Origin of the sequence: Calditerrivibrio sp., assembly GCA_026415135.1 — a bacterium.
Classification (GTDB): Bacteria; Chrysiogenota; Deferribacteres; order Deferribacterales; family Calditerrivibrionaceae; genus Calditerrivibrio.
The window spans coordinates 39,625-66,419 of sequence record JAOAHS010000037.1 but is presented as its reverse complement, the minus strand read 5'-3'; the positions used below and the strand labels follow the sequence as shown (position 1 = coordinate 66,419).

The window sequence follows — 26,795 nt, the reverse complement described above, 5'->3', positions numbered from 1 at the left end:
ACAATGATGGATAATATATTATCGATACTGATTTTCTTCCCGGTTGTTGCAGCCGTATTTATACTGATATTTAGTAAAAGCGGTAAATTTGCAATGTGGAGTGCCTTTGTTGCAAGTGTGATAGAGTTTATTCTTACTATTCCACTTATGACAAACTTTAACAAAAGTGAAGCAGGTATGCAATTTGTAGAAAGATACTATTGGATCAGATCATTGAATATAGACTACTACCTTGGTGTAGATGGTATATCTATTTTAATGGTGTTTCTCACGACGTTTTTGTCAGCTATTTCAATATTGGCTTCATTTACATATATTGAAAAGAGGCAGAAAGAGTTCTATGTGTCGATGTTGATACTGGAAGCTGCGATGGTGGGTGTATTCTGTGCCCTTGATTTCTTCCTATTTTACATATTCTGGGAGGCTATGCTGATCCCAATGTACCTTATAATAGGAGTTTGGGGTGGTCAGAGAAGGGTTTATGCTGCTGTGAAATTCTTTCTTTATACACTTGCTGGCTCTGTGTTCATGCTACTTGCCATTATCGCACTGTACTTTAAGTATGGAAGCATGACAGGGGAGTATACGTTTGATATATTAAAGATATCTGCTTTGGGTGCTAAGTTCCCAATAGAGTTCCAGATAATTGTGTTCCTTGCCTTTTTCTTTGGTTTTGCCATAAAGGTTCCGATGTTCCCATTCCATACATGGTTGCCAGATGCCCACGTGGAAGCTCCGACAGCGGGTTCTGTGATCCTTGCTGGTGTGTTGCTTAAGATGGGTACTTATGGATTTTTAAGATTCTGTTTACCTATTACACCGATTGCATCGATAAAGTTTGTTCCACTGATTGCTATACTATCTGTCATTGCTATTATTTATGGTGGACTTGTAGCGATGGTTCAGGAAGATGTGAAAAAACTGGTTGCGTATTCCTCAGTAAGTCATATGGGTTTTGTTACGTTGGGTATATATGCCTTTAATCAGTCTGGTATAGAGGGTGGCATATTACAGATGTTTAACCATGGTATCATAACAGGAGCTCTCTTCTTGCTGATAGGCCTTATCTATGAAAGGACACATACAAGGTTAATCGCAGATTATGGTGGTATAGCAGTTAAAGTCCCTGTGTATGCCACAGTATTTTTGATATTTACTATGGCTTCTGTGGCGTTGCCAAGTATGGGCGGTTTCGTGGGTGAATTTTTGGTATTGGTGGGTGCATTTAAAGCGTTTCCCACTTATGCTGGTCTTGCAGCTTTGGGTGTGATTGTTTCGGCCGTTTATATGCTCTGGATGTATCAAAGGGTGTTTTTCCAGACCGTCAATCCCAATCTACATGACCTTGAAGACATGAATGTAAGAGAGGTATTTTACATGATGCCGCTGATAATTGTGGTATTCTGGACAGGTTTATACCCAGAGACGTTTACATCGTACATGCATGAATCTGTTAAAGCTCTTGTGGAACAGATTAATGCAGTAAGTGTATCAATGAAGTAGAGGAGGGCAGATATGATAAGTAACTTAGTTTCAATAATGCCTGAACTTCTGATGACGATTTTTGGTCTGATACTGATTGTCATAGATATAATTGCAGGTAAAAATAGTAAATCTGGTGTTGGTTATTTTGGAATATTTTTTATCATAGTAGCTGTTCTTGCCTCTATACCGGTGGGTGGATTTAAGATTTTTGGGTTTGGTCAGACATTGGTATGGGATATGTACTCCTTTGCGTTCTTCTGTGTATTTGCTATCGCATATATTATGAGTACATTGGGGTCAGTGGATTATCTCAGGGATAGGGATATACTTAAAGGAGAATTTTTTACCATCATGTTCTTTAGTATTGTTGGCATGATGTTTATGGTAAGCGCTACTGATCTATCGGTACTCTATGCTGGTATGGAGACAATGGCGATATCCATGTACATCTTAGCTGGTTTTGAGAAGAGGAATCTTAAGTCTAACGAATCAGGGTTAAAATATTTCATTATAGGTGCTTTTTCATCAGCGATTTTCCTTTTTGGATTGTCCTACATATATGGTTATACAGGATCTACAAAGTATGTGGATATTGCAAATATGATCAAAGCAAATGGAGCAGCTAATTTTAATATCAAGCTTGGCATGATTATGATGCTTGCGGGGTTAGCATTTAAGATATCTGCTGTACCATTCCATATGTGGGCTCCAGATGTTTACACAGGGGCACCTACACCAGCTACCGGCTTTATGACAGTTGCACCAAAGGCTGCTGCGATGGGTGCAATTGTAAGATTCGTATGGATTGCCCTGGAGCCAGCTGCTGCCCAATGGCAGATGTTTTTCTCGATTTTAGCTGTTATTACAATGACCTATGGTAATTTAGTGGCATTAGCTCAAAACAATGTCAAAAGGATGTTGGCTTATTCTGCTATCTCCCATGCAGGTTACATGCTCATAGGCGTTGTATCACTAAATGAGCTTGGTTATCAGGCTATAGCCTTTTATGCTATGGTTTATGGCTTTATGAATATTGGAGCTTTTACGATACTTTCTCTCCTTAAGAATAAAGGTATGATAGAAGATGAAAGGATTGAGAGCTTTGCAGGGATAGGTAAGAAATATCCAATGGCTGCCCTTGCGATGCTTATATTTATGTTCTCCCTTGCAGGTATTCCACCCCTTGCTGGATTTATGGGTAAATTTTATATATTTACGGCAGCTTTAAAAAGTGGACTGATATGGCTTGCTATAATTGGTGTAATAAACAGTGTAATAGCATGTTACTACTACATGAGGGTGACAATTTTCATGTACTTCAGGGAGCCGGAGTATGAGGTGTCCTTGGAGATGAAGCCAGCGAGCTTTATAGCTTCGCTACTTGCGGTGATATTCGTGTTAGTAATAGGTGTGTTTCCAACATTCTTTATAAATATAGTTAAATATATGATCGTTTAAGGTGATGTATGGAAATAACTATTAGAGAAGCATTAGAAGATGCTAAAGAAAAAGAAGTGCTTGCATATGAGTTTTACCAGAAGCTTCTAAACTTTGTAAAGGATCTGGGAGCCAAAGCTATTATCAGGGAACTTGCTGAAGAAGAGATAAAGCACAGAGATCTTATAGAAAGGATCATACAGTCTGGTGATATAAGTATTGTAGGATTGGATTCAAAATGTTATTATACAGATCTTGGGATTACTAATATGGTGCTACCTAAAGTGATAACAGAAGATATGTCTGTTCAGGATGTACTGAGAATTGCTATGAAGCATGAAGATAATTCAAGAATATTTTATGAAAAGCTTGCAGAGAAGTTTAAGGGTCAGGAAGTGGAAGAGCTTTTCAAGAAGTTAGCTATAGAGGAAGCTTGCCATAGGAATAACATTCAAAAGATGTATGATGACATTGTGCTGACCGAAAATTAATTGATCATTAAAATCAAAAAGAGGGGCTTTTGCCCCTTTTTTTTTATCTAATTTTATTATATAAGATTAAAAAAAAGTGGGAGTAGCTGATGGAGATAAAGGAAGAAATCTATAGGTATATTGAGGAGATAGAAAAATCAAAAAATGTAGAGGAGCTATATCAAGTTTGGGTAAAGTATCTTGGTAAAAAAGGTATAATTTCGCTGCTGAACAAAGAGTTGAGAAATGTGGAAGAGAGCAAGAGGGCAGAGGTTGGTAAAAACCTTGTTAAAATAAGAGAGGATTTTGAACAAAGGTATGCTGAAAAAGAGAGCCAATTAAAGAAAGAAGAGATAGCGTTGAAATTATCAAAAGAGAAGTTAGATATTACGTTACCAGCTTTTCCCCTTGAGTATGGCAGTTTGCACCCAATCACACAGGTCTATTACGAGATCGTTGACATATTTAAGTCTATGGGGTATGAGCTTGCTACCGGTCCAGAAATAGAACTTGATTTTTACAACTTCGAAGCACTAAACATCCCTAAAGAACACCCGGCAAGGGATATGCAGGATACTTTTTATATTGAGGGTGAGGTGCTCCTTAGAACGCACACATCCCCAGTTCAGATAAGAACAATGGAGAAAAAAAATCCACCTATAAAGATCATAGCTCCTGGCAAGGTTTATAGATGCGATAGCGATGTGACCCATACACCGATGTTTCATCAGGTGGAGGGGCTTTTGATAGATGAGTATGTTACATTTGGCGATCTTAAAGGGGCTTTGGTTACATTTATTCACAGACTTTTTGGAAAGGATATACCTGTTAGGTTTAGGCCTAGTTTCTTCCCATTTACCGAACCTTCTGCTGAGGTAGATATGGGATGTGTTATCTGTAACGGAAATGGCTGTAGGGTTTGCAAAGGAACTGGCTGGCTGGAGATATTGGGATCTGGGATGGTTCATCCTAAGGTTTTAGAATCAGTAGGTTATGACTCTGAGCGGTATAAGGGGTTTGCTTTTGGTATGGGGATAGAAAGGATTACTATGTTAAAATTTAGAATAGATGATTTGAGATTGTTTTTTGAAAATAACATAAGATTTTTGAGACAATTTTAAGGAGTTGATATGAGAGTTAGCTTAAATTGGTTAAATGAGTTTGTGGATATTAGAGATATTGAGTTAGATACATTGATCAACAGGCTCACTATGAGTGGGCTTGAGGTGGAAGGAGTTGAAAGAAAGGAAAGGGTAACCAATGTAATTACTGCTAAGGTACTATCAAAATCGAAACATCCAGATGCTGATAAACTCTCTGTATGTGTTGTTGATACCGGTAAAGCAACGTATCAGGTGGTATGTGGTGCGGCTAATGTCGCGGAAGGTCAAGTTGTCCCTTTTGCTATGGTGGGTGCTGTATTGCCCAATGGTTTGAAAATTAAAGAGACAAAAATCAGGGGTGTTGAGTCTAAAGGGATGATATGTTCAGCATCAGAATTGGGGCTTGAAGAGGAGAGTGATGGGATACTTGTTCTTGATGAAAGTACAAATGTGGGGGTTGATTTTAATGAAATTGTGCAGACTGGGGATACAATATTAGAACTAAATGTTACTCCAAATAGAGCTGATTGTCTAAGCATACTTGGTGTTGCAAGAGAGGTTGCTACCCTTTTTAATAAAAAAGTTATTCGTAAAAGTGTTAGTATACTACAGAGTGAAGATGTTGCAGATAAATATAGGTATGTAAAAGTTCTTAATGATAAAGATTGTCCCATATATTTAGGAAGAATCATAAAGAATATAGAGGTGAAAAGTTCACCAATATGGGTACAGTATAGACTTAGATCTGCAGGGATAAGACCGATAAACAATATTGTCGATGTTACCAACTATCTTATGATAGAATACGGACAGCCTTTGCATGCTTTTGATCTAAAGATGATTGAAGGTGGTATCGTAGTGAGGAATGCATCACAAGGTGAGAAGGTGATAACCCTTGATGGAAAAGAGAGAGTATTAAATAGTGATATGCTTGTTATCGCCGATGAGAAAAAAGTATTGGCGATAGCTGGTGTTATGGGCGGAGAATTTTCAGGAATCAGCGATGACACTGTTGATGTTTTTCTTGAATGTGCATATTTTAGACCAGAATCTATAAGAATGACTGCCAGGAGATTGGGGATGAAGACCGACTCCTCATATAGGTATGAGAGGGGTATTGATAGGGTTCAAACATTAGAAATGATAGACAAAGCAGCAAACATGATAATAGAACTTGCTGGTGGAGCAATACTTACAGGTATCCTCAGCAATCCTTACAAACCGTATGAGCAGGTAAAATTAAGATACGATTACAAAAAGATAATAGATTTTATAGGCGTAGATTTAAATAAGGAGGAAGTGGATAAGATACTTACATCTGCTGGCTTTGAATTAGTTGGGGATGAAGTAGTTGTTCCTTCGTATAGACATGATGTGGAAAGATGGCAGGATTTGGCTGAAGAGGTGGCCAGAATATATGGATATGATAAGATACCAGTTACTATACCAAAAATATATGCTGTATCGGATGAAGAGGATAATCTGCAAAAGGTGATTAGAGAAATCAAGTTTTTGATGGCAGACATAGGTTATCATGAAGTGATCAACTATTCTTTTATGAGTGCTGATATTGTGGATAGGTATGCTGAAGGGTGTAGGACTGTTAAGGTTAAAAACCCTATATCTTCCGATATGGATACCATGAGGTGTCAGGTTTTTCCAGGTATTATTAAGAGTTTGATCAATAATTATAAAAGTGGTGTTAAACAGTTAAAAGTGTTTGAAGTGGCCAATGTTCATAGTTGGAAGGATGGGCTAAACTTACCAGAGGAAAGGGCAAGATTAGCCTTCGGTGTTATGGGTGGGTTTTATGGGAATAATTGGGTAGGTAGAGAAGAAGCTGATACATTCTTCTATCTAAAGTCTACTCTGGAAAATGTTTTAAAGAAGTTGAACCTGCAGTGTGAATACAGGAGAACAGAGATCGATTTTTTACATCCTGGAAAAGGAGCAGATCTTTATCTCTCTGGTGTAAAGGTGGGTTTCATTGGGGAGCTTCATCCATCAGAGTACGAACGCCTTGATGTGGATACTGCGCTGTACATTTGTGAAATAGACCTAAATATTTTAAGTGATGCAAATGCCAAGATAAGAAAAAAGTATTCTAAGATAACCCAGTACCCATTTATTTATAGGGATATAGCTGTTGTTCTAGACAAAGAGCTATATGCTGGAAAGATTTTAGAATTTATTAAAGCTTATAATGAGCTTATAAAAGATGTGGAACTGTTTGATAGATATGAGGGTGAAAAGATAGGAGATGGTAAAGTAAGTCTTGCTTTTCGTATATATTTAAACCATCAAGAAAAAACACTGACTGATGAAGAGGCAAATGTTATCGTGGAAGCTTTGTTAAAAGACTTGTCAAATAGATTTGGAGCCTTGCTGAGGTAAAGATATTGACACAAGTATAATTATGTATTAGATTATCTATATGGAAGAGTTGATAGATAAGTTGAGTAAAAAGATTGATAAGCTTTTAGAAGATTATAATGCATTACAATTAAAGGTAGAAAGATTAGAGATAGAAAAAGATGAAATATTAAAGGAGAATCAGAGGTTAAAGCAAGAGCGAGAGGCAGTGGCAGAGAGGATTGAGCGGTTACTGGAGAAGATTTAGGGGTGAATAGTTGGCAACAAATGAGGTTTTTGTATATGGGAATAAATATAGAATATCCTGCAATGATGCAGGGTTAGTTAAACAAGCTGCATCGTATGTCGAAGAAACTATGAAGCAGATTGAAAAAAATGGACATATATTAACAACGTCAACGTTAGCAGTTATGGCAGCTATTAAGATAGCTGCAGAATATTATGAAGTTAAGAGAAAGTTAGAAGATTGCGAATCTAAATTGCAGGAACTAATCGGTAGATTGGAATAAACCCTGCGGGATTCGTGGTTGCAGATAAGTTTGGAGCCAACACCTCTAAATTAAGGGATGATACGCACCATGGTGTGCAGGCCTGCCCAGTAGCAGGAAGCCTAAAGTGGTGGTGATTCCCAAAAGTACCTGGTAAGCCAGGGCTTTAAACCGACTCTGCACACGGTCTTGCGGGGTTTTTTTATGCAGAGATTAGTAGATGAGCTAATACCAAAAAGTTTGGATGAACTGATAGGGCAAAAGGTACTTAATTCCCCTAAGGTGAGGTTTATTTTAAAAGGGGAGTTTGATATCCTTATTTTAACAGGGCCTACAGGGACCGGAAAGAGTTCATTTGCTAGATTACTTTGTAATGAGCTTTGTCTGCCATACTACTGTTTTCATGCGTCATCATCAGGTAGTTCCGATATTAAAAAGATCATAGATACTGCAAAAAAGACCGGTCAAGGTGCTCTGATCTTCATTGATGAGATACATAGATTTACGAAAGTACAACAGGATTTATTGTTAGATGTTGTTGATGAAAAATATGCAAAGGTAGTTGGTGCATCTACAGAAAACCCTTTTTTTTCTTTGACACCTGCTATAAGGTCGAGGGCACATTTTTTAAAATTTGAAAAGTTAGATGATGCGTCATTAAAAAAGATAGCAGAAAGGTCTATTGTTCATCTTAAAAGATCAAGAGGTATAAAGGAGATAGAGTTTGAAGACCATCTAGTGGAAAGAGCAGTAAAAGTTTCTGGAGGAGATGGTCGAAGGCTATTGAATTTCATAGATGCTGCAATAAGCTGTGCTGATATTTCAGATGGTTCGGTAAAACCAATGTTTGAGGTGGATGAACTTATTTTGTCCTCCCAATATTCTGTGGATGATCACTATGATCTTTTGTCTGCGTTGATCAAGAGTATAAGGGGAAGCGATCCGGATGCTGCCCTATTATGGTGCTATAAATTGCTTAGATCTGGTGTAAGTGCTGATACTATCTTTAGAAGGCTTGCAATAAGCTGTTCTGAGGATATAGGAAATGCTCATCCGGATGCTGCAGTGTTCCTTATGGCTGTTTGGAATCTCTTTGAAAGGGTTGGAATGCCTGAAGGGGAGATCCTTTTGTCCCATGCAGTTACTTATCTGGCTTCTTGTCATAAGAGTAATAGAAGCTATGAAGCGATGAAAAATGTTAGCAACTTTTTAAAAGAGCATGATGTATTAGTACCAAACACTATAAAAAGCAACTCCAAAAGCTATAAGTACCCTTTTGAATATGGCGGTTTTGTTTCTCAGGATTATATGGGTATTGAGGAGCAATTCTATTTTCCTTCGGAGTATGGTTTTGAAAAGAAGATCAGGGACAGATTATCAGAGTTGTGGAAAGGGAAAAAAAGATATGGTTAGTAAGGCTGAAATTAGATGTAGCGTTGTGGATTTTCGAAAAACACTGGATATAAACTTGGTAGAGACAAAAAGTAAGATAATTCAAGATAGATTTTTAAATCTCTATGGGGATAGGTGTAGTTATCTCGTTTACTGGAGTGTAGGTAATGAGGTGAGAACTAAATATATTATAGATACTCTTTATAAAAAAGATGCTCTAATCTTTTTGCCTAAACATGTAAATGGGTTATTTTTGCCTTGCAAATATGAAGGTGATGATAAGATGATCACCGGCAAATATGGGATACAGGAACCTGAAAGCAATGAAGTAAGGTATGACTTTGATGTGGTGGTGATACCGCTGGTGGCGTTTGATGTTATGTGTAACAGAGTTGGCATGGGTAAAGGTGTGTATGATAGGATACTAGAAGATGTTAAGGGAGTTAGAGTTGGGCTGGCTTACCAGTTTCAATTGGTCCAGCATATAGAAATAGATCCCTGGGATAAACATCTTGATATAGTTATTACAGAAGAAAATATTTACAGGAGGTAGATTATGACTGTTGTTATATCTATTATTGTTGCAATTGTTGGTGTTGCTGCAGGTTTTTTTATTGGGCAGCAGATACAAAAGAAGAAAATAGCTGAGGAAAACGCAAAACAGAATAGAGCTGCTGATGAAATAATACAGCGGGCTAAAAGGGAAGCGGATGAGATTGTAAAAGATGCTAAGATCGAAGCTAAGGACATAGTATTTAAAGCAAAGCAGGAAGCAGAAAAGGAGATGAAGGAAAGAAGAAAGGAATTACAACTTGTAGAAAAAAGGCTTTTGACCAAGGAGGAGTCGATCGATAAGAAAATCGAATTGATTGAGAAGAAAGAGGAGCTTATAAGTAAAAAAGAACAGGAGTTTGATAGGAAGCTCCAAGAGGTAGAAGCTCTGAAAATCGAGACTGAAAACATGAAATTGAAAATGCTTTCAGAGATTGAAAAAGTCGCTGGTATGACAAAGGAGGAGGCTAAGAACTATCTCATATCTCTTATGGAAGCTGAAGCCAAACAGGATGCTGCAAGGATAGTAAGGGAGATCGAAGAGGAGGCTAAAAGGGAAGCAGAGAAGAAGAGTAAAGAGATTGTTGCTACGGCTATCCAGAGGTGTGCACCAGAATATGTTGGTGAAATAGCTGTATCGATTGTTAATCTTCCAAGTGATGAGATGAAGGGTAGGATTATAGGACGAGAGGGTAGAAATATAAGAACATTTGAAAGTATAACAGGTGTCGATATCATAGTGGATGATACTCCTGAGGCGGTTATATTGTCATCTTATGATCCGTATCGTAGGGAGATAGCCAAAATGACACTGGAAAAACTGATAGCTGATGGAAGAATTCATCCCACAAGGATAGAAGAAATATACGAGAAGAGCAAAGAAGAGCTTGACAAGAAGATCCTTGAGGTGGGAGAAGAGACTGCTTTTAGATTAGGTTTACACAATATTCATCCCGAACTTCTAAAGCTTGTTGGCAGGCTTCAATTTAGAACGAGTTATGGACAAAATGTTTTAGCCCATTCTATCGAGGTTGCTAAGATTGCTGGTTTAATGGCTGCTGAACTGGGATTAAACGAAAAGATGGCAAAAAGGATGGGATTACTTCATGATATTGGTAAAGCTGTAGATTACGAGAGTGAGGGATCCCACACAGCGATAGGGGTCGAAATAGTAAAAAAATATAATGAAGATCCAAGAATAATAAATGCTATCCTTTCACATCATGGAGAAGAGGAATTTAAATATGTGGAGTCTGTTTTGATACAGGCTGCAGATGCTATTTCTGCATCAAGGCCAGGTGCAAGGAGAGAGGTCCTTGAAGCGTATATTAAAAGACTTGAAAAGCTCGAGGAGATAGCAAAAAGTTTTGAAGGGGTAAGTAAAACTTATGCTATTCAGGCTGGTAGAGAGGTTCGTATTATAGTCGAACCAGATGTAGTTACCGATGATGCTATGTATACTCTTGCAAAGGATATCGCTAAAAAGATTGAGGAGGAGTTGACCTATCCAGGACAGATAAAAGTTTCTGTTATCAGGGAGTCAAGATCTGTGGAGTATGCAAGATAAATGACATTTAATGTGCTTTTTCTTGGTGATATAATAGGTAGATATGGTAGAAGTCTGCTCAAAGATCATATGAGGGGGCTCATTAAAAAGCACCAGGCTGATCTTGTCATCGCAAATGGGGAGAATGCTGCTGGGGGCTTTGGACTAACGAAAAAGGTCTATGATGAGTTGAAAGGTTTGGGTATTGATGTAATTACCACAGGTAACCATGTGTGGGATAAGAAAGAGTTTGAAAGGGATGTAGAAAAGTGTGATGAAGTCCTGAGGCCTCAAAATGTAAGTAGTTTACAGCCAGGTAAGGGGTTTATTAGGTTGGAAAAAAAAGGTGTGAGGGTATCTGTGTTAAACCTAATGGGTAGAGTTTATATGCCCTTATCCGACTGCCCCTTTAAAGCTTTTGACAGTTTTTTCCATAATGAAGATACGGATATTATTATTGTAGACTTTCATGCAGAGGCGACAAGTGAAAAGAACGCTTTTGCCTTTTACGTTGATGGAAGAGCTACTGCGGTTATTGGTACCCATACCCATGTCCAGACCAATGACGACAGGATCTTGCCAAAAGGTACCTTTTACATTACAGATGTAGGTATGTGTGGAGGGATAGATTCTGTAATTGGGATGAATTCCCAGAAAGCTATAAATCGTTTTATATCTGGGATGCCTGATAAAAATGAGGTGGAGTTAAAGGGGCGTGGAGTCATTAGCGGCGTAATCTTTTCTTTTGATCTTGAGAAAAGATGTGTTGTAAGTTATAATAAGATATATAATATCTTTGGAGAAAAAGATGGATCTAAAAGCTGAAATAAAGAAGCTGGCAAAGGAAAAGGATGCAGTGATATTGGCTCATAACTATCAGATAGATGAAATTCAAGAGATTGCAGACTTTACAGGTGATTCTTTAGGGCTAAGTATTGAAGCCTCGAAGGTTAAAAATAAGGTTTTAGTCTTTTGTGGTGTTCACTTCATGGCTGAAACAGCCTACATCCTTTCGCCGGATAAAAAAGTTCTTTTACCAGAGATTGATGCAGGTTGTCCGATGGCAGATATGATTACTGCTGAGGGGTTGAGGAAGATGAAAGAGTCGTATCCCGGTGTACCGGTTGTTTGCTATGTTAATTCTTCGGCGGATGTAAAGGCTGAATGTGATATATGCTGTACTTCAGCAAATGCTGTAAATATAGTGAAGTCTTTACAAACGAATAGAATTATTTTTGCGCCAGATATGAATCTTGGACATTATGTATCGAGATTTGTGGATAAAGAGATTATATTATGGGAGGGTTTTTGCCCCATCCATAAGCGATTAACATCAAAAGAGATTTTATCTCTTAAGGAAAAGTATCCTGATGCGGTTTTTGTGTGTCACCCTGAGTGTCCTCCTGATGTGGTTGATTTGGCGGATCATGTTTGTTCCACTTCGGGTTTTTATACCTATATAAAAAAGTCAGATAAAAAGCGCTTCATAATTGGAACAGAAAGAGGGGTACTCTACCGTTTGAAGTTGGAGAATCCTGATAAAGAGTTTATCATGGCCTATGATACGTTTCAATGTAGAAATATGAAAAAAATAACGTTAAAAAGTGTTTATGATGCTCTTTTAAAAGAACAGTATGTGGTAACTGTACCTGAAGATATAAGGGTAAGGGCGCTTAAATCTATTCAGAGGATGCTTGAGGTACCGAGAAATTACTAATACAATTTTTTGAGGTGATGTATGAGTATTACAGATGATTTTTTGAGGCAGTTTTTAATAAATGCGAAGGATATTGTAATAGTTGGTGCTTCCAATAATCCAGAAAGGGCAAGCAATGGTGTTATGAAGTTTTTAATGGGGAAAGGGTATAACTGTTACCCAGTAAACCCCAATGAAACTGAAGTGTTGGGGGTTAAAGCCTATAAAGCCATTTCTGATGTTCCTGTCAGACCCGATATTGTAGATGTTTTTCGTAAAAGTGAAGCAGCTCCAGAGATAGTTAAGGAGTCTATTAAAATAGGTGCTAAGTTTATCTGGTTACAGGAGGAGGTTTATTCTGAAGAAGCTGAAAGGATTGCTAAGGAGCACAATATACCCATAATTATGGATAAATGTATATTTAAAGAGTTTTTAAGGCTAAAACTGGTTGGGTGATATACTCTTAACAATTGTTAAAGATTTCTATATTTAAGTCGTATTTTTCTATAATCTTTTTAAGTGGTTCTGGATTCAATATGATATCTCTCATGAAAAATATTTCAGATGTTTTTAAATATGATATAAACGGGTTGTTAAATGGGTCTATGTTTATATGTTTAAGGGTGCTGTAAACATCACCGACCAATAGCTTTGGTCCAATTTTACAAACCCTTGATAAAAATTTCTCTAAATAACATTCAATCCTGTATTTGATATTATCAATTGTAATATTGTGTCCTGGAAGAAAAATAAGATCTTTTATGGACATGAGTTTTTCTACTGTATTAAGAAAAGCCAAGTAATTGTTATAACGATTGTTTGGGGTATCTAAATCTATATCCAAAAGTGGAGTTTGAAAAATATCCCTGAGAATAACATCCCCTGTTATTGCGTAGTTTTGATAAAGATAATCTATATCACTCTGGGTGTGGCCTGGACAATGTAAAAATGAGATATGTAGTTTTTCTATCAGTTCTATATGATCTTCAAGTATTTCTGCTTCGGGAAAAGGCAGGATATCCCTGAAGTATTCACTTACAGAGCTTATACTTTTAATGGCTTTATAAGGGAATTTTTCCTTAGCAAGAATCTCAGATATTAATTCAACTCTTTCATCTGAGAGCTTGAGCTTTAGCTGGTCATATCTTGATATAAAAATTCTTGCGTTAGTATTCTTTTTTATATGGTAAAGCATACCATAATGATCAATGTGGCAATGGGTGATAAAAAGATATGATAACCTGCTTAAATCCACATGTTTGGAAATATAAGTGGAAGCTTCTGGTGTATGAGGTCCTGTGTCGAACATGACAATGGTTCCATCATGCATTTCTGTGCTGTAAAAATGAACTGGACCTACTACAAATGGTGTATTTACTGTGTGTTGTATCATAGTTTAAAAAAGTAAAGGATCTAAATTAGGTTGCAGGAGGAGACCTATTTTTCCACCTGCAACGGTACCTTTATTAAAATTTGTAACCTATATTGATGCCAAAAATGTGGGCTTTTACATCTTTGAATTCACCTGTTACTGGTTTTGGGACAACCGGCGTTAGGTAAGGAGCTGACTTACCCACAGGGTTATTAAATCTTCGACCTTCATCATCAAGATAGTTGTATGCGAAATCGAATGTCCAGTTTGTAAAATTCAGACCAAAACCCAAAGCATATAACCATCTGTTACCTGAAGGAACAAGTGGATCAACTGTGTCGTCAGGAATAGGAGTTTCATCCCTAATGATACCAGCCCTTAAAGAAAGGATTTCATTAACTTTATACTGAATACCAAATCTGTAGGCCCAAGAATCGTTCCAATTTTTCGGTTTTTCTTGATAACTACCATCTTCAAAGTCAACTCTCAATTTATCGTAAGAAGACCACCCTGTCCACTGTCCATCTATTTCAAAAGTAAAGCTACCTATTTTATATGATGTACCGATGTAGAATATATCAGGTAATTCCAAAGTAGCTGATCCAGTTTTTTGAATATTCATGGCTGGTGTCGTTAGACCTGTATTAGTAAATGTGTTTGTGTATACAGCTGCTGGGGGAAGAGTCATATTTAGTGTACCTTCTTTAAATTCATGTTTTATTTTACTTCTATATGAGGCTCCAAAATTCCAATTGTCAGTAATCTTGTAGTGCAAAGCTACATTCCAGCCAACACCCCAGTCATCTTTGCCTTCAAGAGCAGAGTGACCATCTGAAGATAGAACCAAATAATTGTTTCCGTAAGGGACTATTTTAACTTTGTTTTCTAATGTTATATCCATCCTTTGAATATTTATGCCTGCGGCTACGCTTAAGTTTTTGTTTAACTTGTAGGCTATGTTTGGGTTTATAGTGAGGGAGACTACTTGTGCTTTTGTGCCTCCAGTGATATATCTTCCTTCCCAGTTATCTGGCCACTCTGTGGCAAGTCCAAAATTTGCAAAGATACCTAAGCCAAAACTCAAAGAATCTGTTATCTTTAGAGTTGCATACATGTTTGGAATATAAAATGTTTCTTTTTTTGCATCTGTTTCTTTTCCAGTTTGGTCGCTTTTAAATGTGGCTACAGGTGAAATAGGTGATAAACCAGCAGAAAACTGAAACTTTTCCAATTGTGTTATCCCAGCTGGATTAAAATATACTGCCGAAGGGTCATCTGCTTGGGCTACAAATGCCCCTCCCATTCCTAAGGCTTTTGCTCCTTGCTCATTTATCTGAAAGCCGTTTGAATGGGCAAGGTTTGCTGAGATAGCAATGAAGCTCAATGCTACTAAGATCTTTTTCATAATTGCATCCTCCTTTTTTATTATAGTTAAAATTCAACTTTGCCACTATTTTAGACTTCATTTGCCTATACAAATGTATAACAAAAAATGTATAAATTATATTTCTATAAACCAATAAATCAATTTTGTCAAAATAAAATTATATTTCAAAATTTTAGTGTGATTAAAAAATGGTTGAAATGTCATACCAAAAGTAATATAAATTTTTGTAATCTTTAAAGGACAATATCTTAGATCTGATAAGATGTTGTGTGTTAATTAAAAAATAAATCATAAGGGGTCGATATGAATATTCATGAGCATCAGGCGAAAGATATTTTTCGAAAGTATGGTGTCCCTACACCAAGAGGATACGTAGCTTTTAAGGCTGAAAATGCAGTGAAAATTGCTCAGCAGTTGGGAGGTGAAAAAGAACTCTGGGTTGTAAAGGCCCAGATACATGCTGGTGGTAGAGGTAAAGCCGGTGGAGTTAAAATAGCAAGGTCTACCGAAGAAGTTGGGCTTATTGCAAAGTCTCTTTTAGGTAAAACTTTGGTTACACATCAAACAGGTCCTGAAGGTAAGGTTGTAAATCGTGTCTATATTGAAGAGGGGCTTGATATTGAAAAGGAGTTTTATTTAAGTATACTTTTAGATCGTGCAAAAGAGATGCCTGTTATAATAGCTTCTTCCGAAGGGGGAATGGATATAGAAGAGGTGGCTGCAACATCCCCCGAAAAGATTGTTAAAATACATGTAGACCCTCTGATAGGTTTTCAACCTTTTCATGCAAGGAAGCTGGCGTTTGCTTTGGGCTTACCTAAGGAAGAAGTTAATAGGTTTATAAACTTTATTCAGGCTCTTTATAAAGTATATGAAGACTATGATACAGAATTGGTGGAGGTAAACCCCCTCGTTAGAACTACGGATAAAAGATTCGTGGCACTGGATGCAAAAGTTTCGTTTGATAATAATGCATTGTTTAGACAGCCCGAGGCACAAGCTATGAGAGATCTTTTGGAGGAAGAGCCTACTGAAATAGAAGCGTCAAACTACAATTTAAGCTATGTTAAACTTGATGGAAATGTTGGATGTATGGTAAATGGTGCAGGTTTGGCTATGGCTACGATGGATATTATCAAACACGAAGGTGGTAATCCAGCAAACTTTTTAGATGTTGGTGGTGGTGCCACAGCAGAAACCGTGGCAAAAGGTTTTGAGATAATACTCAGGGATAAAAATGTCAGGTCTATTTTTGTTAATATTTTTGGTGGTATAGTCAGGTGTGAAAGGGTGGCCAACGGTATCCTTGAAGCTGCAAAGGCGACGGAAGTGAAAGTTCCTGTTATAGTAAGATTGGATGGTACAAATGCTGAAGAAGCTGCAGAGATATTGAATAATTGTGGTATTAAAAATATCATCTCAGCTACCGACATGAGAGATGGTGCTATCAAGGCAGTAAAAGCGGCAAAGGGGGAATTAATATGAGTATTTTAGTCAATAAAAATACAAAGGTCATTGTTCAAGGCTTTACTGGCAAAGAAGGTTCTTTTCATGCACAACAGTGTATGGAATATGGCACAAATATAGTTGGCGGAGTTACCCCAGGTAAAGGTGGTACTGAGCATCTTGGTAAACCTGTTTTTAATACTGTAGAAGAGGCTGTAAAAGCTACAGGAGCTGATGTTAGTATAATTTTTGTTCCACCTGCATTTTTAGGTGATGCTATTATGGAAGCGGCTGATGCAGGAATCAAGCTCGCAGTAGCGATCACTGAAGGTGCTCCTGTGAAGGATATAATGATTGCAAAAGCTTATGCTAATAAAGTGGGTATGATGATGATAGGTCCAAACTGCCCAGGTATTATTACTGCTGAGGAATGTAAGATCGGTATCATGCCGGGCTTTATTTTCAAAAGAGGGAGCGTGGGGTTGATATCCAAATCTGGAACACTGACCTATGAAGCTAGCAATCAAATTGTAAAGGCTGGTTATGGTATAACTACAGCAGTTGGTATTGGTGGTGATCCGATCATTGGGCTTAGTTATAAAGAGCTTTTACCTATGTTTGAAGCTGATCCAGAAACAAAAGCTATAGTTATGATCGGGGAGATAGGTGGTACTCTGGAGATAGAAGCTGCAGAGCTAATTAAAGAAAAGATTAAAAAACCTGTGGTCGCATTTATCGCAGGTCAAACGGCACCAAAAGGTAAGCGAATGGGGCATGCTGGAGCTATTATAGCAGGTGGTAAAGGTACTGCAAAGGAGAAGATGGATGCCCTTTCAGCAGCAGGTGCTCATGTGGTGGTGAGTCCAGCGGAAATTGGAGCTACGGTTGCTAAGGTTTTAAATGGATAGTTTGTGGGGGCTTAGCCCCCTTTTTTTGCAAAAAAAAGCCAGAGCATTTGCTCTGGCTAATAGGGGTTGAAACTTTATTGATGGGGAGGATGCATGAGATAAATATATATTAAAAATTAAATTTGTCAATATCTGTAAACAAAAAATTTATATTTGTATTATTGATTATTATGAAAACATATTCTATATTATTAAAAAAGGAGGTAAAGGTATGAGTGCAATGTGCATTTTTAGTGTGACGCCATTGGGTAAAGAGGAGTCTGTTTCAAAATATGTTGCTAAGGTAGTAAAGGTTGTTAAAGATTCAGGATTAAAATGGCAATTAACCCCAATGGGGACTATTATTGAAGGTGAGGACCTACAAGTTGTTTTTAAAGTGATAGATGAAGGGGTTAGGCAGTTGGAAGAGTGTAACAGAATATCCATTACTATAAAGATAGATTACAAAAAGGATCGTAAAAGTGGTATGCAAGAAAAAGTTGAGTCTGTGATGGAAAAACTCAATAATTGAGATAGATCTGATCTACTGTCTATAAAACTTTGGATATCATTGTAATGTGTTTAGATTGATGTTAATTATTTTATTAGAGTTTAGTTAACATTAAAAAATTATTTTGGTTTTGATGGGTGATGGTGGGATGTTTTCTGAAGTTTCCCAATAGTCTAATGGAAGTAAGTAATAGGTGTGCTGTTATCTATCGGTGATGGTAGATTTATAATATTTCTATTGCTTTCCCTTCCGAAGTAATGTAAAAAAATCAGCTATTTTGAATATAGGAGAAAAAATGAAGAAGATATTAAGAAATGATCATATCAGGAATATTGCAATTATAGCCCATGTTGACCATGGGAAAACATCCCTTGTGGATAGTTTGTTTAAATTTAGTGGCTTTTTTAGAGAGGATCAACAGGTGGAAGAAAGAATCATGGATAGTATGGATTTGGAGCGGGAAAAGGGGATAACCATTGCGGCTAAAAATTGTTCACTTTTTTATAAAGGTGTAAAGATAAACATCATAGACACACCAGGACATGCGGATTTTGGTGGGGAAGTGGAAAGGGCATTATCAATGGTGGATGGGGCTATTCTGTTGGTGGATGCTTCTGAAGGGCCTTTACCCCAGACGAGGTTCGTCTTGAGTAAAGCTTTTGCTGCTGGACTTAAAATAATAGTGGCAATCAATAAGATAGATAGAAAAGATGCAAGACCCCATGAAGTATTGGATGAGATTTATGAGCTGTTTATAGATTTGGATGCCAATGATGAACAGATAGAATTCCCAATTATATATACAATAGGTAGGGAAGGGATTGCTAAGAAAAATTTGGATGACCCTGATGGGGATATGTCTTTATTGCTCGATTTGGTGTTGGAGGAGTTTCCTGGACCATCTTATCATGAAAATGAACCTTTTCAGATGCTTGTATCTGATTTGGGGTATTCAGATTATTTAGGTAGATTGGCTATTGGTAAAGTTTTTAATGGTTCTGTAAGGCAAAATGATGCCCTTGTGTGTATCAACGAATCAGGTGAAAATATTCCATTGAAGGTGTCAAAGATTCAATCTTATAACGGACTAGTCCTAAAGGAAGCTGAAGTGTCTGAGGAGGGGGACATTATCGTAATATCAGGTATAGATAATGTTATGATAGGTGATACAATCTGCAAGAGGGATTACCCCAAACCTTTAAAAAGGATAACTGTGGATGAACCAACGGTCTCTATGAAGTTTCTGGCAAATACTTCCCCTTTTGCAGGTAGGGAAGGTAAATATGTACAGTCTAGTAAGATAAAGGAAAGGTTATACAAAGAGGCAATGAAGAATGTTTCTATAAAGGTTGAAGATACTGAGGATGCGGATTGTCTTATCGTCAAGGGTAGGGGTGAGTTTCAGCTGGCTATACTACTTGAGACTATGAGGAGGGAAGGGTATGAATTATGTGTGGGTAGGCCACAGGTGATAATGAAGAGAAAAAATGACAAGGTATTGGAACCCATAGAGCATCTTTATATCGATTGCGATGAGATATTTTTGGGGGTTGTTACAGAGAAGTTATCCCTCAGAAAAGGGAAGATGATAAATCTGATAAATAAAGGTAGCGGCAGAATAAGGGTAGAGTTTACTATACCATCAAGGGGGCTTATAGGCTACAGGGATGAGTTTCTTTCAGATACTAAAGGGACAGGTTTGATAAGCTCATACCTTAAAGGTTACGAAGAGTATAAAGGGGATTTTCCAACAAGATATTCTGGTTCTATTGTTTCCGATAGACAGGGTAAGGCTGTAGCTTATGCTTTGTTCCACTTAGAACCAAGAGGTAGATTGTTTGTTGTTCCTGGTGATGAGGTTTATGAAGGGATGATTATAGGTGAGTACAATAAAATGGGTGATCTCGATGTTAATCCATGTAAGGAAAAAAAACTTACAAATATACGAGCTGCTGGCAAAGATGAAAACATTATTCTCCGTCCTGTGACACCTTTGACACTTGAACAGGCTATCAACTTTATTGCTGAAGATGAGTTAGTAGAGGTTACACCTAAGAGTATAAGATTAAGAAAAGAGATTTTATCTGCTCAGGATAGACATAATTTGAGGTCCAAGAAGCAGAATCTCCATTGAAGTTGACCAATGATATTTTTTGTAGTATCTGAAACCAGGAGGAATTATGGGATTTAACTGTGGTATTGTGGGTTTGCCGAATGTAGGTAAGTCTACACTTTTTAATGCTTTAACAAAGGCACATGTGGAAAGTGCTAATTACCCTTTTTGTACGATAGATCCAAATATAGGAATTGTAAATGTTCCCGACGAAAGACTGGATTTTATATCCTCTGTAATAAATCCTAAGAAGACTACCCCTACGACTATAGAATTTGTCGATATTGCAGGTCTTGTGAAAGGTGCCAGTAAAGGTGAAGGGCTGGGGAATCAGTTTTTGACTCACATTAGGCAGGTGGATGCAGTAGCACATATTGTTAGATGCTTTGAGAATGATGACGTAACCCATGTGGAGGGTGCTATAGATCCCATAAGGGATATTGAGATTATAAACAGTGAGTTGCTCTTGTCTGATCTGGAGATTTTGGAAAAAGCTCTAAATAAATATAGTAAAGCTGCAAAAAGTGGAGATAAGGCTATAAAGGAGAAAGTGGATATATTACAAAAACTTTTTGATAAAGGTTCTGATGGAGTAATGCTGAGGAATATAATGAGCAAAGAGGAAAAAGAGTTGCTCAAGGAGTATAGCTTTATTACTGCAAAACCTGTCATGTATGTCATGAATGTAGATGAAGAGGGCTTGGGTACTGACAATGACTTTGTAAAAAGGGTAAGGGAGTATGCGGAAAAAGAGGGGGCAGTGTCCATTAAGATATCTGCAAAGATAGAAGCTGAAATTGCAGAACTGGAAAAGGAGGAGGCAAGAGAGTTTTTGGAGGCTTTGGGGCTTAAAAAATCTGGTCTTGAGATGATGATACAGGAGGGGTATAAGCTATTAAATCTGATTACATATTTTACTGCAGGAGAAAAAGAGGTCAGAGCATGGACTATTGAAAATGGGACCAATGCCCAGAAGGCTGCGGGTAAAATTCATTCCGACATTGAAAGGGGGTTTATAAGGGCTGAAGTAACAGATTACGAGACATTTGTTGAGCTTAGGTCTTTGCAAAAAGCTAAGGAGTTAGGTAGAACGCGATTAGAGGGTAAAGATTATATTGTAAGAGATGGTGATATAATATATTTTAGATTTAATGTCTAATTTTATCTGATATAATTGTAATAGGGAAGAAGGTGATTTATGAAGTTTACACACTTTGATGAAGAAGGTAGAAGTAGAATGGTGGATGTATCCGAAAAACAGGATACGTTTCGCGTTGCCACTGCATCTGGTAGAGTTTATATGAAGCCAGAGACCCTTTCAAGAATATTAAATAAAGATATCGAAAAAGGTGATGTTTTTGAAGTGGCCAGAGTTGCAGCCATTATGGGTCTAAAAAAAACATCTGATCTGATCCCCATGTGTCATCCATTAAATGTTACAGGTGCTGATATATTTTTTGAACCAAATATAAATGGATCCTACGTTGAGATAAAGGCTATAGTGAAGCTTACGGGTAAAACTGGGGTTGAGATGGAAGCTCTTACTGGTGTTTCTATTGCTGCCCTTACCATTTATGATATGTGTAAAGCTGTTGATAAGGAAATGGTGATATCAGATATCATGCTTCTTTCAAAAAGTGGTGGTAAGAGTGGGGACTTTAAAAGGGGTGATAGGTGAAAGTTTATCTCTCACAGATTAAACCAAACTTAGGTGATATCAACAAAAACTTAGATATTCATAAAAATGAAATTCATAATGCTGTGGAAAAGGGTATGGATCTTATTGTATTTCCAGAACTTTCCCTTTCTGGATATTATCTTAGAGATCTTGTTTTTGATGTTTCCATTAGGCTTAATTCACCTGTTATAAAGCTTTTTGAACAACTATCAGAAAAGATAGCTATCATAGTGGGTTTCCCTTTTGAAGATGAAAACCACCAGTTTTTTAATGCTGCAGGATATTTTGAAAATGGCAGATTAAAGTATCTACATAAAAAGGTGTACTTGCCAAACTATACTATGTTTGAGGAATCGAGATACTTTGCTGCTGGTAATGAGTTTATAGCTTTCGATATGCTCGGTAGTAAAACAGGTCTGTTGATATGTGAGGATGCTTTGCATCTGAGTGCTCTTTATCTCTATTCGATCCAAAATGTAAAAAATATAATCATCATATCAAATTCCCCTGCGAGAGGGTTTTTCCAAGAGAAATTTTACTCAAAAGAGCTATGGCATAACACTATAAAATTTATTTCTAATAATCTTACTGTAAATACATTATTTGTTAATAGGGTAGGTGTAGAGGATGGTGTGACTTTTTGGGGTGGATCTGTTTGTGTTGATGCACTTGGGAATGAATCAGGAGCTTGTGCTCTTTTCTATGAGGATAGATCTGTTGTGGATATCGATGATACTACTGTTAGAAGGAGCAGAATAACAAGCCCTTTTTATAGAGACGAGGATTTGACTATATTAAAAGAGTTTATAAAGAAGATGGAGTAAAGATTGATGCAGCTTAACTATTCTGTAGTAACTGAAGTCTTGACAAATTTTATCAAAGAGGAAACCGAGAAAACAGGTTTTAACAATCTTGTGGTTGGTCTTAGTGGGGGTATAGACTCTGCTTTGTCTGCTGTACTTGCCGTTCGGGCCTTGGGTAGGGATAGAGTCTTTGCCTTTTATCTTCCATACAAAACAAGTAGTAAAGAAAGCTTTGATGATGCTACGATATTAGCAGAAAAATTTGGATTAAACATGGATGTTGTTGAGATAACACCTTTTGTAGATGCTTTTTTTGAAAAACTCAGACCCGATGATAAGATTAGGATGGGTAATGTTATGGCAAGAATGAGAATGGTTACCCTTTTTGACATGTCTTCAAAATATAGAGCACTTGTTTTGGGTACAAGTAATAAAACAGAGCTTCTTTTGGGGTATGGTACCTGGTATGGGGATCTGGCTTCTGCCATCAATCCAATAGGTGATTTGTACAAAACTCAGGTGTGGGAGTTGGCTGATTTTTTGGGTATTCCGGAGCGTTTGATTAAGAAAAAGCCCACTGCTGATCTTTGGATTGGTCAAACAGATGAGGATGAACTTGGGTTCACCTATAAAGAGGTGGATCGTTTGTTATATCATATGATAGATGAGCGTATGTCTAAGGAGGAGTTGATCCGACTCGGTTTTAATGAAGATTTTATAGACAATGTTTCTGAGAGGATTAGGAAGAATCAATTTAAAAGACAGTTACCGATCATAGCAAAGATCAGCCATAGAACAATAGACAGAGATTTTAGATACAGCAGGGATTGGGGGTATTAACCTGAAGATAAAAGATATCTTTTTCATTGTTTATACCGCTGTTCTTACATTTTCAGTTCTTTATTCTCCACAGCCGTTATTGCCGATACTTATGAAGGAGTTTGGGGTGGATAAATCGAGTGCTGCCCTTGTGACTACTGTTACCATGTTACCCCTTAGTTTGTCACCTATCATTTATGGGTTTGTATTGGAAAAGTTTAGTGCCAAAAAAATACTTGCTTTTGCTATTTCATTGCTTGCTCTCTTGGAGCTTATAATATTTTTTGTTTATAATTTTTATTTGTTGATATTGATAAGGCTAATTCAAGGTTTTCTTATTCCAGGTGTTCTTACTTCTCTCATGACATATATATCGGTTTCTTCTGAAAAATCTGTTTTGCAGAGGATTATGTCGTTTTATATTGCAGCAACGATACTTGGTGGATTTTTAGGTAGGTTTATGTCAGGGCTCATATCAAAGTTTTTTGGCTGGAGATACGGTTTTCTTATTTTAGGTGTTAGCCTTATAATTAGCATAATTGCGCTTTATTATATATCAGACTATAGCATTCAGGCTAAAGATAAGATAACATTTAAAAAAGCTATTGATGTTCTGCAGAACGCTATATTTAGTAATACCTACATTCTAATATTTTGCACTTTTTTTGTTTTTGCATCGATGCTGAATTTTATCCCTTTTAGATTGAAAGAGATATCTGAAGGAGTGAGTGAGTTTGTCATCGGTCTTAGTTATTCTGGATATGTAATGGGGATTATTGTTTCTTTACTTTCGATTAGACTAATAAAGTGGTTAAAATGGGAGAGTTGTGTCATCTTGGTGGGGTTAGGGGTGTATCTTCTTAGCATACCTTTTTTTGCCATAAAAGATATTTTATGGATATTCGTAGCGATGTTTATTTTCTGTACTGGTATGTTTACTGTTCATTCGATAGCTTCTGGTTTTTTAAACAGGATTTCTGGTGAGAATAAAGGGATAGTAAATGGTCTTTATGTTTCTTTTTATTATACCGGTGGTGTTTTAGGGACATTCTTACCTGGGTATATTTATAAGTACTTTGGATGGGTGGCTTTTTTGTTGGCTCTTTCCATTATAATATCAATAGCAATCCTTTCAGCTATCAGGATTAAGCAGCACCAGTTTTAAAATAGTTTACATCAAAGTCCTTAAAAACGGGGTCGTAACCTTTACTTCTGAGCATATCAGCAAACTCTTTGACCCCTCTTTTATCTTCCATAGAGAATTGTTGACCAGTATTCTCTTTTTCTGTGTATCCCCCGGGGTTTGTTCTGGAACCAGCACTCATCTGGGTTACTCCAAGTCCCACAATGTTGTCCCTGAAATCAGCTGGCTCTCTAGTGGAGATTACTAAACCAACATCGTTTAGAAAGATTCTAAGAGCAAGCATGGATTGAAGTAGATTCTTATCTTTTACTGGATATGGTGGGTTAAAACCACCTTCAGCAAATCTTATACGGGGGAATGAAACCTTTATATGGGTTTTCCAGTACTTTTTCATGAGATATTTTGCATGAATGCCAACAAAAAATTCCTCTACTCTAAAATCTTCAAGACCCATAAGGGCACCGATACCAACAGTTCTTAGACCTGCTTCTGCACCCCTTTCTGGTGTTTCAAGTCGCCAGAAATAATCTGTTTTTTTACCACCAAGGTGGTATTTTTTATAGGATTCCTGATTGTAAGTTTCCTGATAGATAGTGAGACCATCTACTCCACAATGATAAAGGGCGGAGTATTCTTGTTTAGATAGAGGTTGAATTTCTATACTTATAGATGAAAAATACTTTTTACATATTTCAACTGACTGCTTTAGGTAGTCCATATTTACATCTGCTGGAGTTTCCCCTGATACCAAGAGTATATGTTTAATACCTTCTGATGAGATAACTTTGGATTCCTCTTCTATTTCATCAAAGGTTAATGTCTTACGGGGTATGTTGTTTTTTTTACTAAAGCCACAGTAGACACACGAGTTTGTGCATTTGTTGGAGAGATAAAGGGGTGCGTATAGGAGTATGGTTTTTCCGAACCTTTTTAGAGTTATCTCTTTTGATAGTTTTGCCATCTGTTCCAAAAGCTCTTCTGCTGCAGGGGATAAAAGTGTAGCGAAATCTTCTTCTGTTAATTTTATTTTTTTTAGAGACTTTATTACATCTTCCCTTTTTCTGGAGTATATAAAATCTTTGACTTCATGCCAGTTATATTGTTTTATTATATCAGCAAAACTCATAGTCGGCTCCTCCTAATCCCTCAGAAAACCCGTAAGGGGGCTAGATGCTTCTGCTCTTTGTTTTTCTGTGGGGATACCTGCATTTACCGCTAAACAGGCTGCTTCCACTGCATATTTAAAAGCCTTTGCCATCTCTACAGGATTATCTGCTGTAGCTATGGCAGTATTTACCAATACGGCATCTGCTCCCATTTCTATGGCCAGGGCTGCATGGCTAGGAGCACCTATACCTGCATCCACGACAACTGGTACATTTGCCTGTTCTATAATGATTCTTAAATTTTCCACTGTTCTAATGCCTCTATTGCTACCTATAGGTGATCCTAAGGGCATCACTGTTGCGCAACCTATCTCTTCTAACCTTTTTGCTAAAACGGGATCAGCATTTATATAGGGCAACACTTTGAAACCATCTTTTATGAGTATTTCGGCAGCTTTGAAGGTTTCAATAGGATCCGGTAACAGATAGTATGGATCTGGTGTGACTTCAAGTTTAACCCAGGGTTCACAGCCAGCAGCTCTTGCAATACGTGCAAGTCTTACAGCTTCTTCGGCATCCCTTGCTCCTGAGGTATTTGGAAGTAAAAGGTATTTTTGGGTATCTATATGGGAGAGGATATCATCTTCGGCATTTTGTATGTCTACTCTCCTAAGAGCTACCGTGATAATCTCTGCTCCACTTTCTTCGAGGGCTTCTTTCATCACTTTACTTGATGGGAACTTCCCAGTACCTAACATCAAACGACTTCTAAATGTTCTACCTGCAATGGTTATCTCATTTTTAAACATCTCATTCTCCAGAGTTTAATATAAAAAAATGCCATCCGCCTGAAGTAGGTACGGATGGCATTTTAGCACCCGATTCCCTTCGGCGGCATTACCCGCATCAGGTTCAAGGGGTATTTCTCAGCCTTTTGGGCACCCCCACGGATAAAGATGAATATACACTCTTTTTAAAATAATTCAA

The 26,795-nt window shown here is 37.3% G+C and carries 26 protein-coding genes, 1 other RNA gene and 1 riboswitch; of the genes, 23 read left to right on the top strand and 4 right to left on the bottom strand.

The window, feature by feature from the left end; all coding sequences use genetic code 11:
- Nucleotides 1-3: 3 nt before the first annotated feature.
- The 14 genes from N3C60_07310 (at nucleotide 4) to N3C60_07245 (ending at nucleotide 12,998) form a co-directional block, all read left to right on the top strand.
- Entirely contained in the window at nucleotides 4-1,503 is a 1,500-nt protein-coding gene (locus N3C60_07310) for an NADH-quinone oxidoreductase subunit M (protein ID MCX8084707.1), read from the top strand.
- 12 nt (nucleotides 1,504-1,515) lie between these two features.
- The gene (locus tag N3C60_07305; protein ID MCX8084706.1) at nucleotides 1,516-2,943 is read left to right on the top strand and encodes an NADH-quinone oxidoreductase subunit N; all 1,428 of its coding nucleotides are present in this window, start codon (nucleotides 1,516-1,518) and stop codon (nucleotides 2,941-2,943) included.
- 8 nt (nucleotides 2,944-2,951) lie between these two features.
- Nucleotides 2,952-3,413: a ferritin family protein gene (locus N3C60_07300; GenBank protein MCX8084705.1), complete on the top strand. Its 462-nt coding sequence runs from the start codon at nucleotides 2,952-2,954 to the stop codon at nucleotides 3,411-3,413.
- An 89-nt stretch (nucleotides 3,414-3,502) separates the two neighbouring features.
- The gene (pheS, locus tag N3C60_07295; GenBank protein MCX8084704.1) at nucleotides 3,503-4,513 is read left to right on the top strand and encodes a phenylalanine--tRNA ligase subunit alpha; all 1,011 of its coding nucleotides are present in this window, start codon (nucleotides 3,503-3,505) and stop codon (nucleotides 4,511-4,513) included.
- 9 nt (nucleotides 4,514-4,522) lie between these two features.
- Nucleotides 4,523-6,889: a phenylalanine--tRNA ligase subunit beta gene (pheT, locus tag N3C60_07290; GenBank protein ID MCX8084703.1), complete on the top strand. Its 2,367-nt coding sequence runs from the start codon at nucleotides 4,523-4,525 to the stop codon at nucleotides 6,887-6,889.
- Nucleotides 6,890-6,929: 40 nt separating this feature from the next.
- The gene (gene zapB / locus N3C60_07285; protein MCX8084702.1) at nucleotides 6,930-7,115 is read left to right on the top strand and encodes a cell division protein ZapB; all 186 of its coding nucleotides are present in this window, start codon (nucleotides 6,930-6,932) and stop codon (nucleotides 7,113-7,115) included.
- Nucleotides 7,116-7,125: 10 nt separating this feature from the next.
- Nucleotides 7,126-7,377: a cell division protein ZapA gene (locus N3C60_07280; GenBank protein ID MCX8084701.1), complete on the top strand. Its 252-nt coding sequence runs from the start codon at nucleotides 7,126-7,128 to the stop codon at nucleotides 7,375-7,377.
- A non-coding RNA gene (ssrS, locus tag N3C60_07275) (6S RNA) lies at nucleotides 7,375-7,558 on the top strand. The genes N3C60_07280 and ssrS overlap by 3 nt, the downstream gene beginning before the upstream one ends.
- A 2-nt stretch (nucleotides 7,559-7,560) precedes the next feature.
- On the top strand, nucleotides 7,561-8,769 hold the full coding sequence (locus tag N3C60_07270) for an AAA family ATPase (GenBank protein ID MCX8084700.1): 1,209 nt from the start codon (nucleotides 7,561-7,563) through the stop codon (nucleotides 8,767-8,769).
- On the top strand, nucleotides 8,708-9,301 hold the full coding sequence (locus tag N3C60_07265; protein ID MCX8084699.1) for a 5-formyltetrahydrofolate cyclo-ligase: 594 nt from the start codon (nucleotides 8,708-8,710) through the stop codon (nucleotides 9,299-9,301). The genes N3C60_07270 and N3C60_07265 overlap by 62 nt, the downstream gene beginning before the upstream one ends.
- A gap of 3 nt (nucleotides 9,302-9,304) precedes the next feature.
- Nucleotides 9,305-10,867, top strand: a complete 1,563-nt coding sequence (gene rny / locus N3C60_07260; GenBank protein ID MCX8084698.1) for a ribonuclease Y — start codon at nucleotides 9,305-9,307, stop codon at nucleotides 10,865-10,867.
- The gene (locus tag N3C60_07255) at nucleotides 10,868-11,671 is read left to right on the top strand and encodes a TIGR00282 family metallophosphoesterase (protein MCX8084697.1); all 804 of its coding nucleotides are present in this window, start codon (nucleotides 10,868-10,870) and stop codon (nucleotides 11,669-11,671) included.
- On the top strand, nucleotides 11,655-12,563 hold the full coding sequence (gene nadA, locus N3C60_07250) for a quinolinate synthase NadA (protein ID MCX8084696.1): 909 nt from the start codon (nucleotides 11,655-11,657) through the stop codon (nucleotides 12,561-12,563). The genes N3C60_07255 and nadA overlap by 17 nt, the downstream gene beginning before the upstream one ends.
- 21 nt (nucleotides 12,564-12,584) lie before the next feature.
- Nucleotides 12,585-12,998 (top strand): CoA-binding protein, encoded by a 414-nt coding sequence (locus N3C60_07245; protein MCX8084695.1) that lies wholly within the window; start codon nucleotides 12,585-12,587, stop codon nucleotides 12,996-12,998.
- 7 nt (nucleotides 12,999-13,005) lie between these two features.
- Here the strand turns inward: N3C60_07245 and N3C60_07240 are convergent, their stop codons facing one another.
- Together N3C60_07240 and N3C60_07235 are read right to left on the bottom strand one after the other, a co-directional pair.
- A complete protein-coding gene (locus N3C60_07240) occupies nucleotides 13,006-13,935 on the bottom strand; it encodes an MBL fold metallo-hydrolase (protein ID MCX8084694.1) in 930 nt (309 codons plus the stop codon).
- Nucleotides 13,936-14,008: 73 nt separating this feature from the next.
- Nucleotides 14,009-15,319 carry an OmpP1/FadL family transporter gene (locus N3C60_07235; protein ID MCX8084693.1) on the bottom strand — a complete coding sequence of 437 codons (1,311 nt, stop codon included), beginning with the start codon at nucleotides 15,317-15,319 and terminating at the stop codon, nucleotides 14,009-14,011.
- A gap of 285 nt (nucleotides 15,320-15,604) precedes the next feature.
- Between N3C60_07235 and sucC the strand changes: the two genes are divergently transcribed.
- The 9 genes from sucC (at nucleotide 15,605) to N3C60_07190 (ending at nucleotide 24,723) form a co-directional block, all read left to right on the top strand.
- Complete coding sequence (gene sucC, locus N3C60_07230; GenBank protein MCX8084692.1) at nucleotides 15,605-16,786, top strand: ADP-forming succinate--CoA ligase subunit beta; 1,182 nt, start codon at nucleotides 15,605-15,607, stop codon at nucleotides 16,784-16,786.
- Nucleotides 16,783-17,655 (top strand): succinate--CoA ligase subunit alpha, encoded by an 873-nt coding sequence (gene sucD / locus N3C60_07225; protein MCX8084691.1) that lies wholly within the window; start codon nucleotides 16,783-16,785, stop codon nucleotides 17,653-17,655. The genes sucC and sucD overlap by 4 nt, the downstream gene beginning before the upstream one ends.
- Nucleotides 17,656-17,866: 211 nt before the next feature.
- Nucleotides 17,867-18,166 carry an MTH1187 family thiamine-binding protein gene (locus tag N3C60_07220; GenBank protein MCX8084690.1) on the top strand — a complete coding sequence of 100 codons (300 nt, stop codon included), beginning with the start codon at nucleotides 17,867-17,869 and terminating at the stop codon, nucleotides 18,164-18,166.
- A gap of 274 nt (nucleotides 18,167-18,440) precedes the next feature.
- Nucleotides 18,441-20,279, top strand: a complete 1,839-nt coding sequence (gene typA, locus N3C60_07215; GenBank protein MCX8084689.1) for a translational GTPase TypA — start codon at nucleotides 18,441-18,443, stop codon at nucleotides 20,277-20,279.
- A gap of 46 nt (nucleotides 20,280-20,325) precedes the next feature.
- Nucleotides 20,326-21,417, top strand: coding sequence for a redox-regulated ATPase YchF (ychF, locus tag N3C60_07210; GenBank protein ID MCX8084688.1), 1,092 nt, complete (start codon nucleotides 20,326-20,328; stop codon nucleotides 21,415-21,417).
- Nucleotides 21,418-21,456: 39 nt separating this feature from the next.
- Entirely contained in the window at nucleotides 21,457-21,936 is a 480-nt protein-coding gene (moaC, locus tag N3C60_07205) for a cyclic pyranopterin monophosphate synthase MoaC (protein MCX8084687.1), read from the top strand.
- Nucleotides 21,933-22,760 (top strand): hydrolase, encoded by an 828-nt coding sequence (locus N3C60_07200; GenBank protein MCX8084686.1) that lies wholly within the window; start codon nucleotides 21,933-21,935, stop codon nucleotides 22,758-22,760. Before moaC ends, N3C60_07200 begins: the two co-directional genes overlap by 4 nt.
- Before the next feature lie 6 nt (nucleotides 22,761-22,766).
- Nucleotides 22,767-23,579 carry an NAD+ synthase gene (locus tag N3C60_07195; GenBank protein MCX8084685.1) on the top strand — a complete coding sequence of 271 codons (813 nt, stop codon included), beginning with the start codon at nucleotides 22,767-22,769 and terminating at the stop codon, nucleotides 23,577-23,579.
- Nucleotide 23,580: 1 nt separating this feature from the next.
- The gene (locus tag N3C60_07190; GenBank protein MCX8084684.1) at nucleotides 23,581-24,723 is read left to right on the top strand and encodes an MFS transporter; all 1,143 of its coding nucleotides are present in this window, start codon (nucleotides 23,581-23,583) and stop codon (nucleotides 24,721-24,723) included.
- On the opposite strand, the gene thiH is transcribed toward N3C60_07190, so the two are convergent.
- Together thiH and N3C60_07180 are read right to left on the bottom strand one after the other, a co-directional pair.
- On the bottom strand, nucleotides 24,704-25,828 hold the full coding sequence (gene thiH / locus N3C60_07185) for a 2-iminoacetate synthase ThiH (GenBank protein MCX8084683.1): 1,125 nt from the start codon (nucleotides 25,826-25,828) through the stop codon (nucleotides 24,704-24,706). The two genes, N3C60_07190 and thiH, sit on opposite strands and share 20 nt — an antisense overlap.
- A 12-nt stretch (nucleotides 25,829-25,840) precedes the next feature.
- Nucleotides 25,841-26,617: a thiazole synthase gene (locus tag N3C60_07180; GenBank protein ID MCX8084682.1), complete on the bottom strand. Its 777-nt coding sequence runs from the start codon at nucleotides 26,615-26,617 to the stop codon at nucleotides 25,841-25,843.
- A gap of 56 nt (nucleotides 26,618-26,673) precedes the next feature.
- Nucleotides 26,674-26,764: riboswitch (TPP riboswitch) on the bottom strand.
- Nucleotides 26,765-26,795: the final 31 nt, after the last annotated feature.

Excerpts from the sequence above, each read along its gene's own strand:
- N3C60_07220 (MCX8084690.1), top strand. The coding sequence starts at position 17,867 with ATGAGTGCAATGTGCATTTTTAGTGTGACGCCATTGGGTAAAGAGGAG.
- N3C60_07180 (MCX8084682.1), bottom strand. The coding sequence starts at position 26,617 with ATGTTTAAAAATGAGATAACCATTGCAGGTAGAACATTTAGAAGTCGT.
- sucC (MCX8084692.1), top strand. The coding sequence starts at position 15,605 with ATGAATATTCATGAGCATCAGGCGAAAGATATTTTTCGAAAGTATGGT.
- N3C60_07270 (MCX8084700.1), top strand. The coding sequence starts at position 7,561 with ATGCAGAGATTAGTAGATGAGCTAATACCAAAAAGTTTGGATGAACTG.
- ychF (MCX8084688.1), top strand. The coding sequence starts at position 20,326 with ATGGGATTTAACTGTGGTATTGTGGGTTTGCCGAATGTAGGTAAGTCT.
- N3C60_07305 (MCX8084706.1), top strand. The coding sequence starts at position 1,516 with ATGATAAGTAACTTAGTTTCAATAATGCCTGAACTTCTGATGACGATT.
- thiH (MCX8084683.1), bottom strand. The coding sequence starts at position 25,828 with ATGAGTTTTGCTGATATAATAAAACAATATAACTGGCATGAAGTCAAA.
- N3C60_07255 (MCX8084697.1), top strand. The coding sequence starts at position 10,868 with ATGACATTTAATGTGCTTTTTCTTGGTGATATAATAGGTAGATATGGT.
- N3C60_07245 (MCX8084695.1), top strand. The coding sequence starts at position 12,585 with ATGAGTATTACAGATGATTTTTTGAGGCAGTTTTTAATAAATGCGAAG.
- nadA (MCX8084696.1), top strand. The coding sequence starts at position 11,655 with ATGGATCTAAAAGCTGAAATAAAGAAGCTGGCAAAGGAAAAGGATGCA.
- N3C60_07235 (MCX8084693.1), bottom strand. The coding sequence starts at position 15,319 with ATGAAAAAGATCTTAGTAGCATTGAGCTTCATTGCTATCTCAGCAAAC.
- pheT (MCX8084703.1), top strand. The coding sequence starts at position 4,523 with ATGAGAGTTAGCTTAAATTGGTTAAATGAGTTTGTGGATATTAGAGAT.
- N3C60_07195 (MCX8084685.1), top strand. The coding sequence starts at position 22,767 with ATGCAGCTTAACTATTCTGTAGTAACTGAAGTCTTGACAAATTTTATC.
- moaC (MCX8084687.1), top strand. The coding sequence starts at position 21,457 with ATGAAGTTTACACACTTTGATGAAGAAGGTAGAAGTAGAATGGTGGAT.
- rny (MCX8084698.1), top strand. The coding sequence starts at position 9,305 with ATGACTGTTGTTATATCTATTATTGTTGCAATTGTTGGTGTTGCTGCA.
- zapB (MCX8084702.1), top strand. The coding sequence starts at position 6,930 with ATGGAAGAGTTGATAGATAAGTTGAGTAAAAAGATTGATAAGCTTTTA.
- N3C60_07240 (MCX8084694.1), bottom strand. The coding sequence starts at position 13,935 with ATGATACAACACACAGTAAATACACCATTTGTAGTAGGTCCAGTTCAT.
- N3C60_07310 (MCX8084707.1), top strand. The coding sequence starts at position 4 with ATGATGGATAATATATTATCGATACTGATTTTCTTCCCGGTTGTTGCA.
- typA (MCX8084689.1), top strand. The coding sequence starts at position 18,441 with ATGAAGAAGATATTAAGAAATGATCATATCAGGAATATTGCAATTATA.
- sucD (MCX8084691.1), top strand. The coding sequence starts at position 16,783 with ATGAGTATTTTAGTCAATAAAAATACAAAGGTCATTGTTCAAGGCTTT.
- pheS (MCX8084704.1), top strand. The coding sequence starts at position 3,503 with ATGGAGATAAAGGAAGAAATCTATAGGTATATTGAGGAGATAGAAAAA.
- N3C60_07300 (MCX8084705.1), top strand. The coding sequence starts at position 2,952 with ATGGAAATAACTATTAGAGAAGCATTAGAAGATGCTAAAGAAAAAGAA.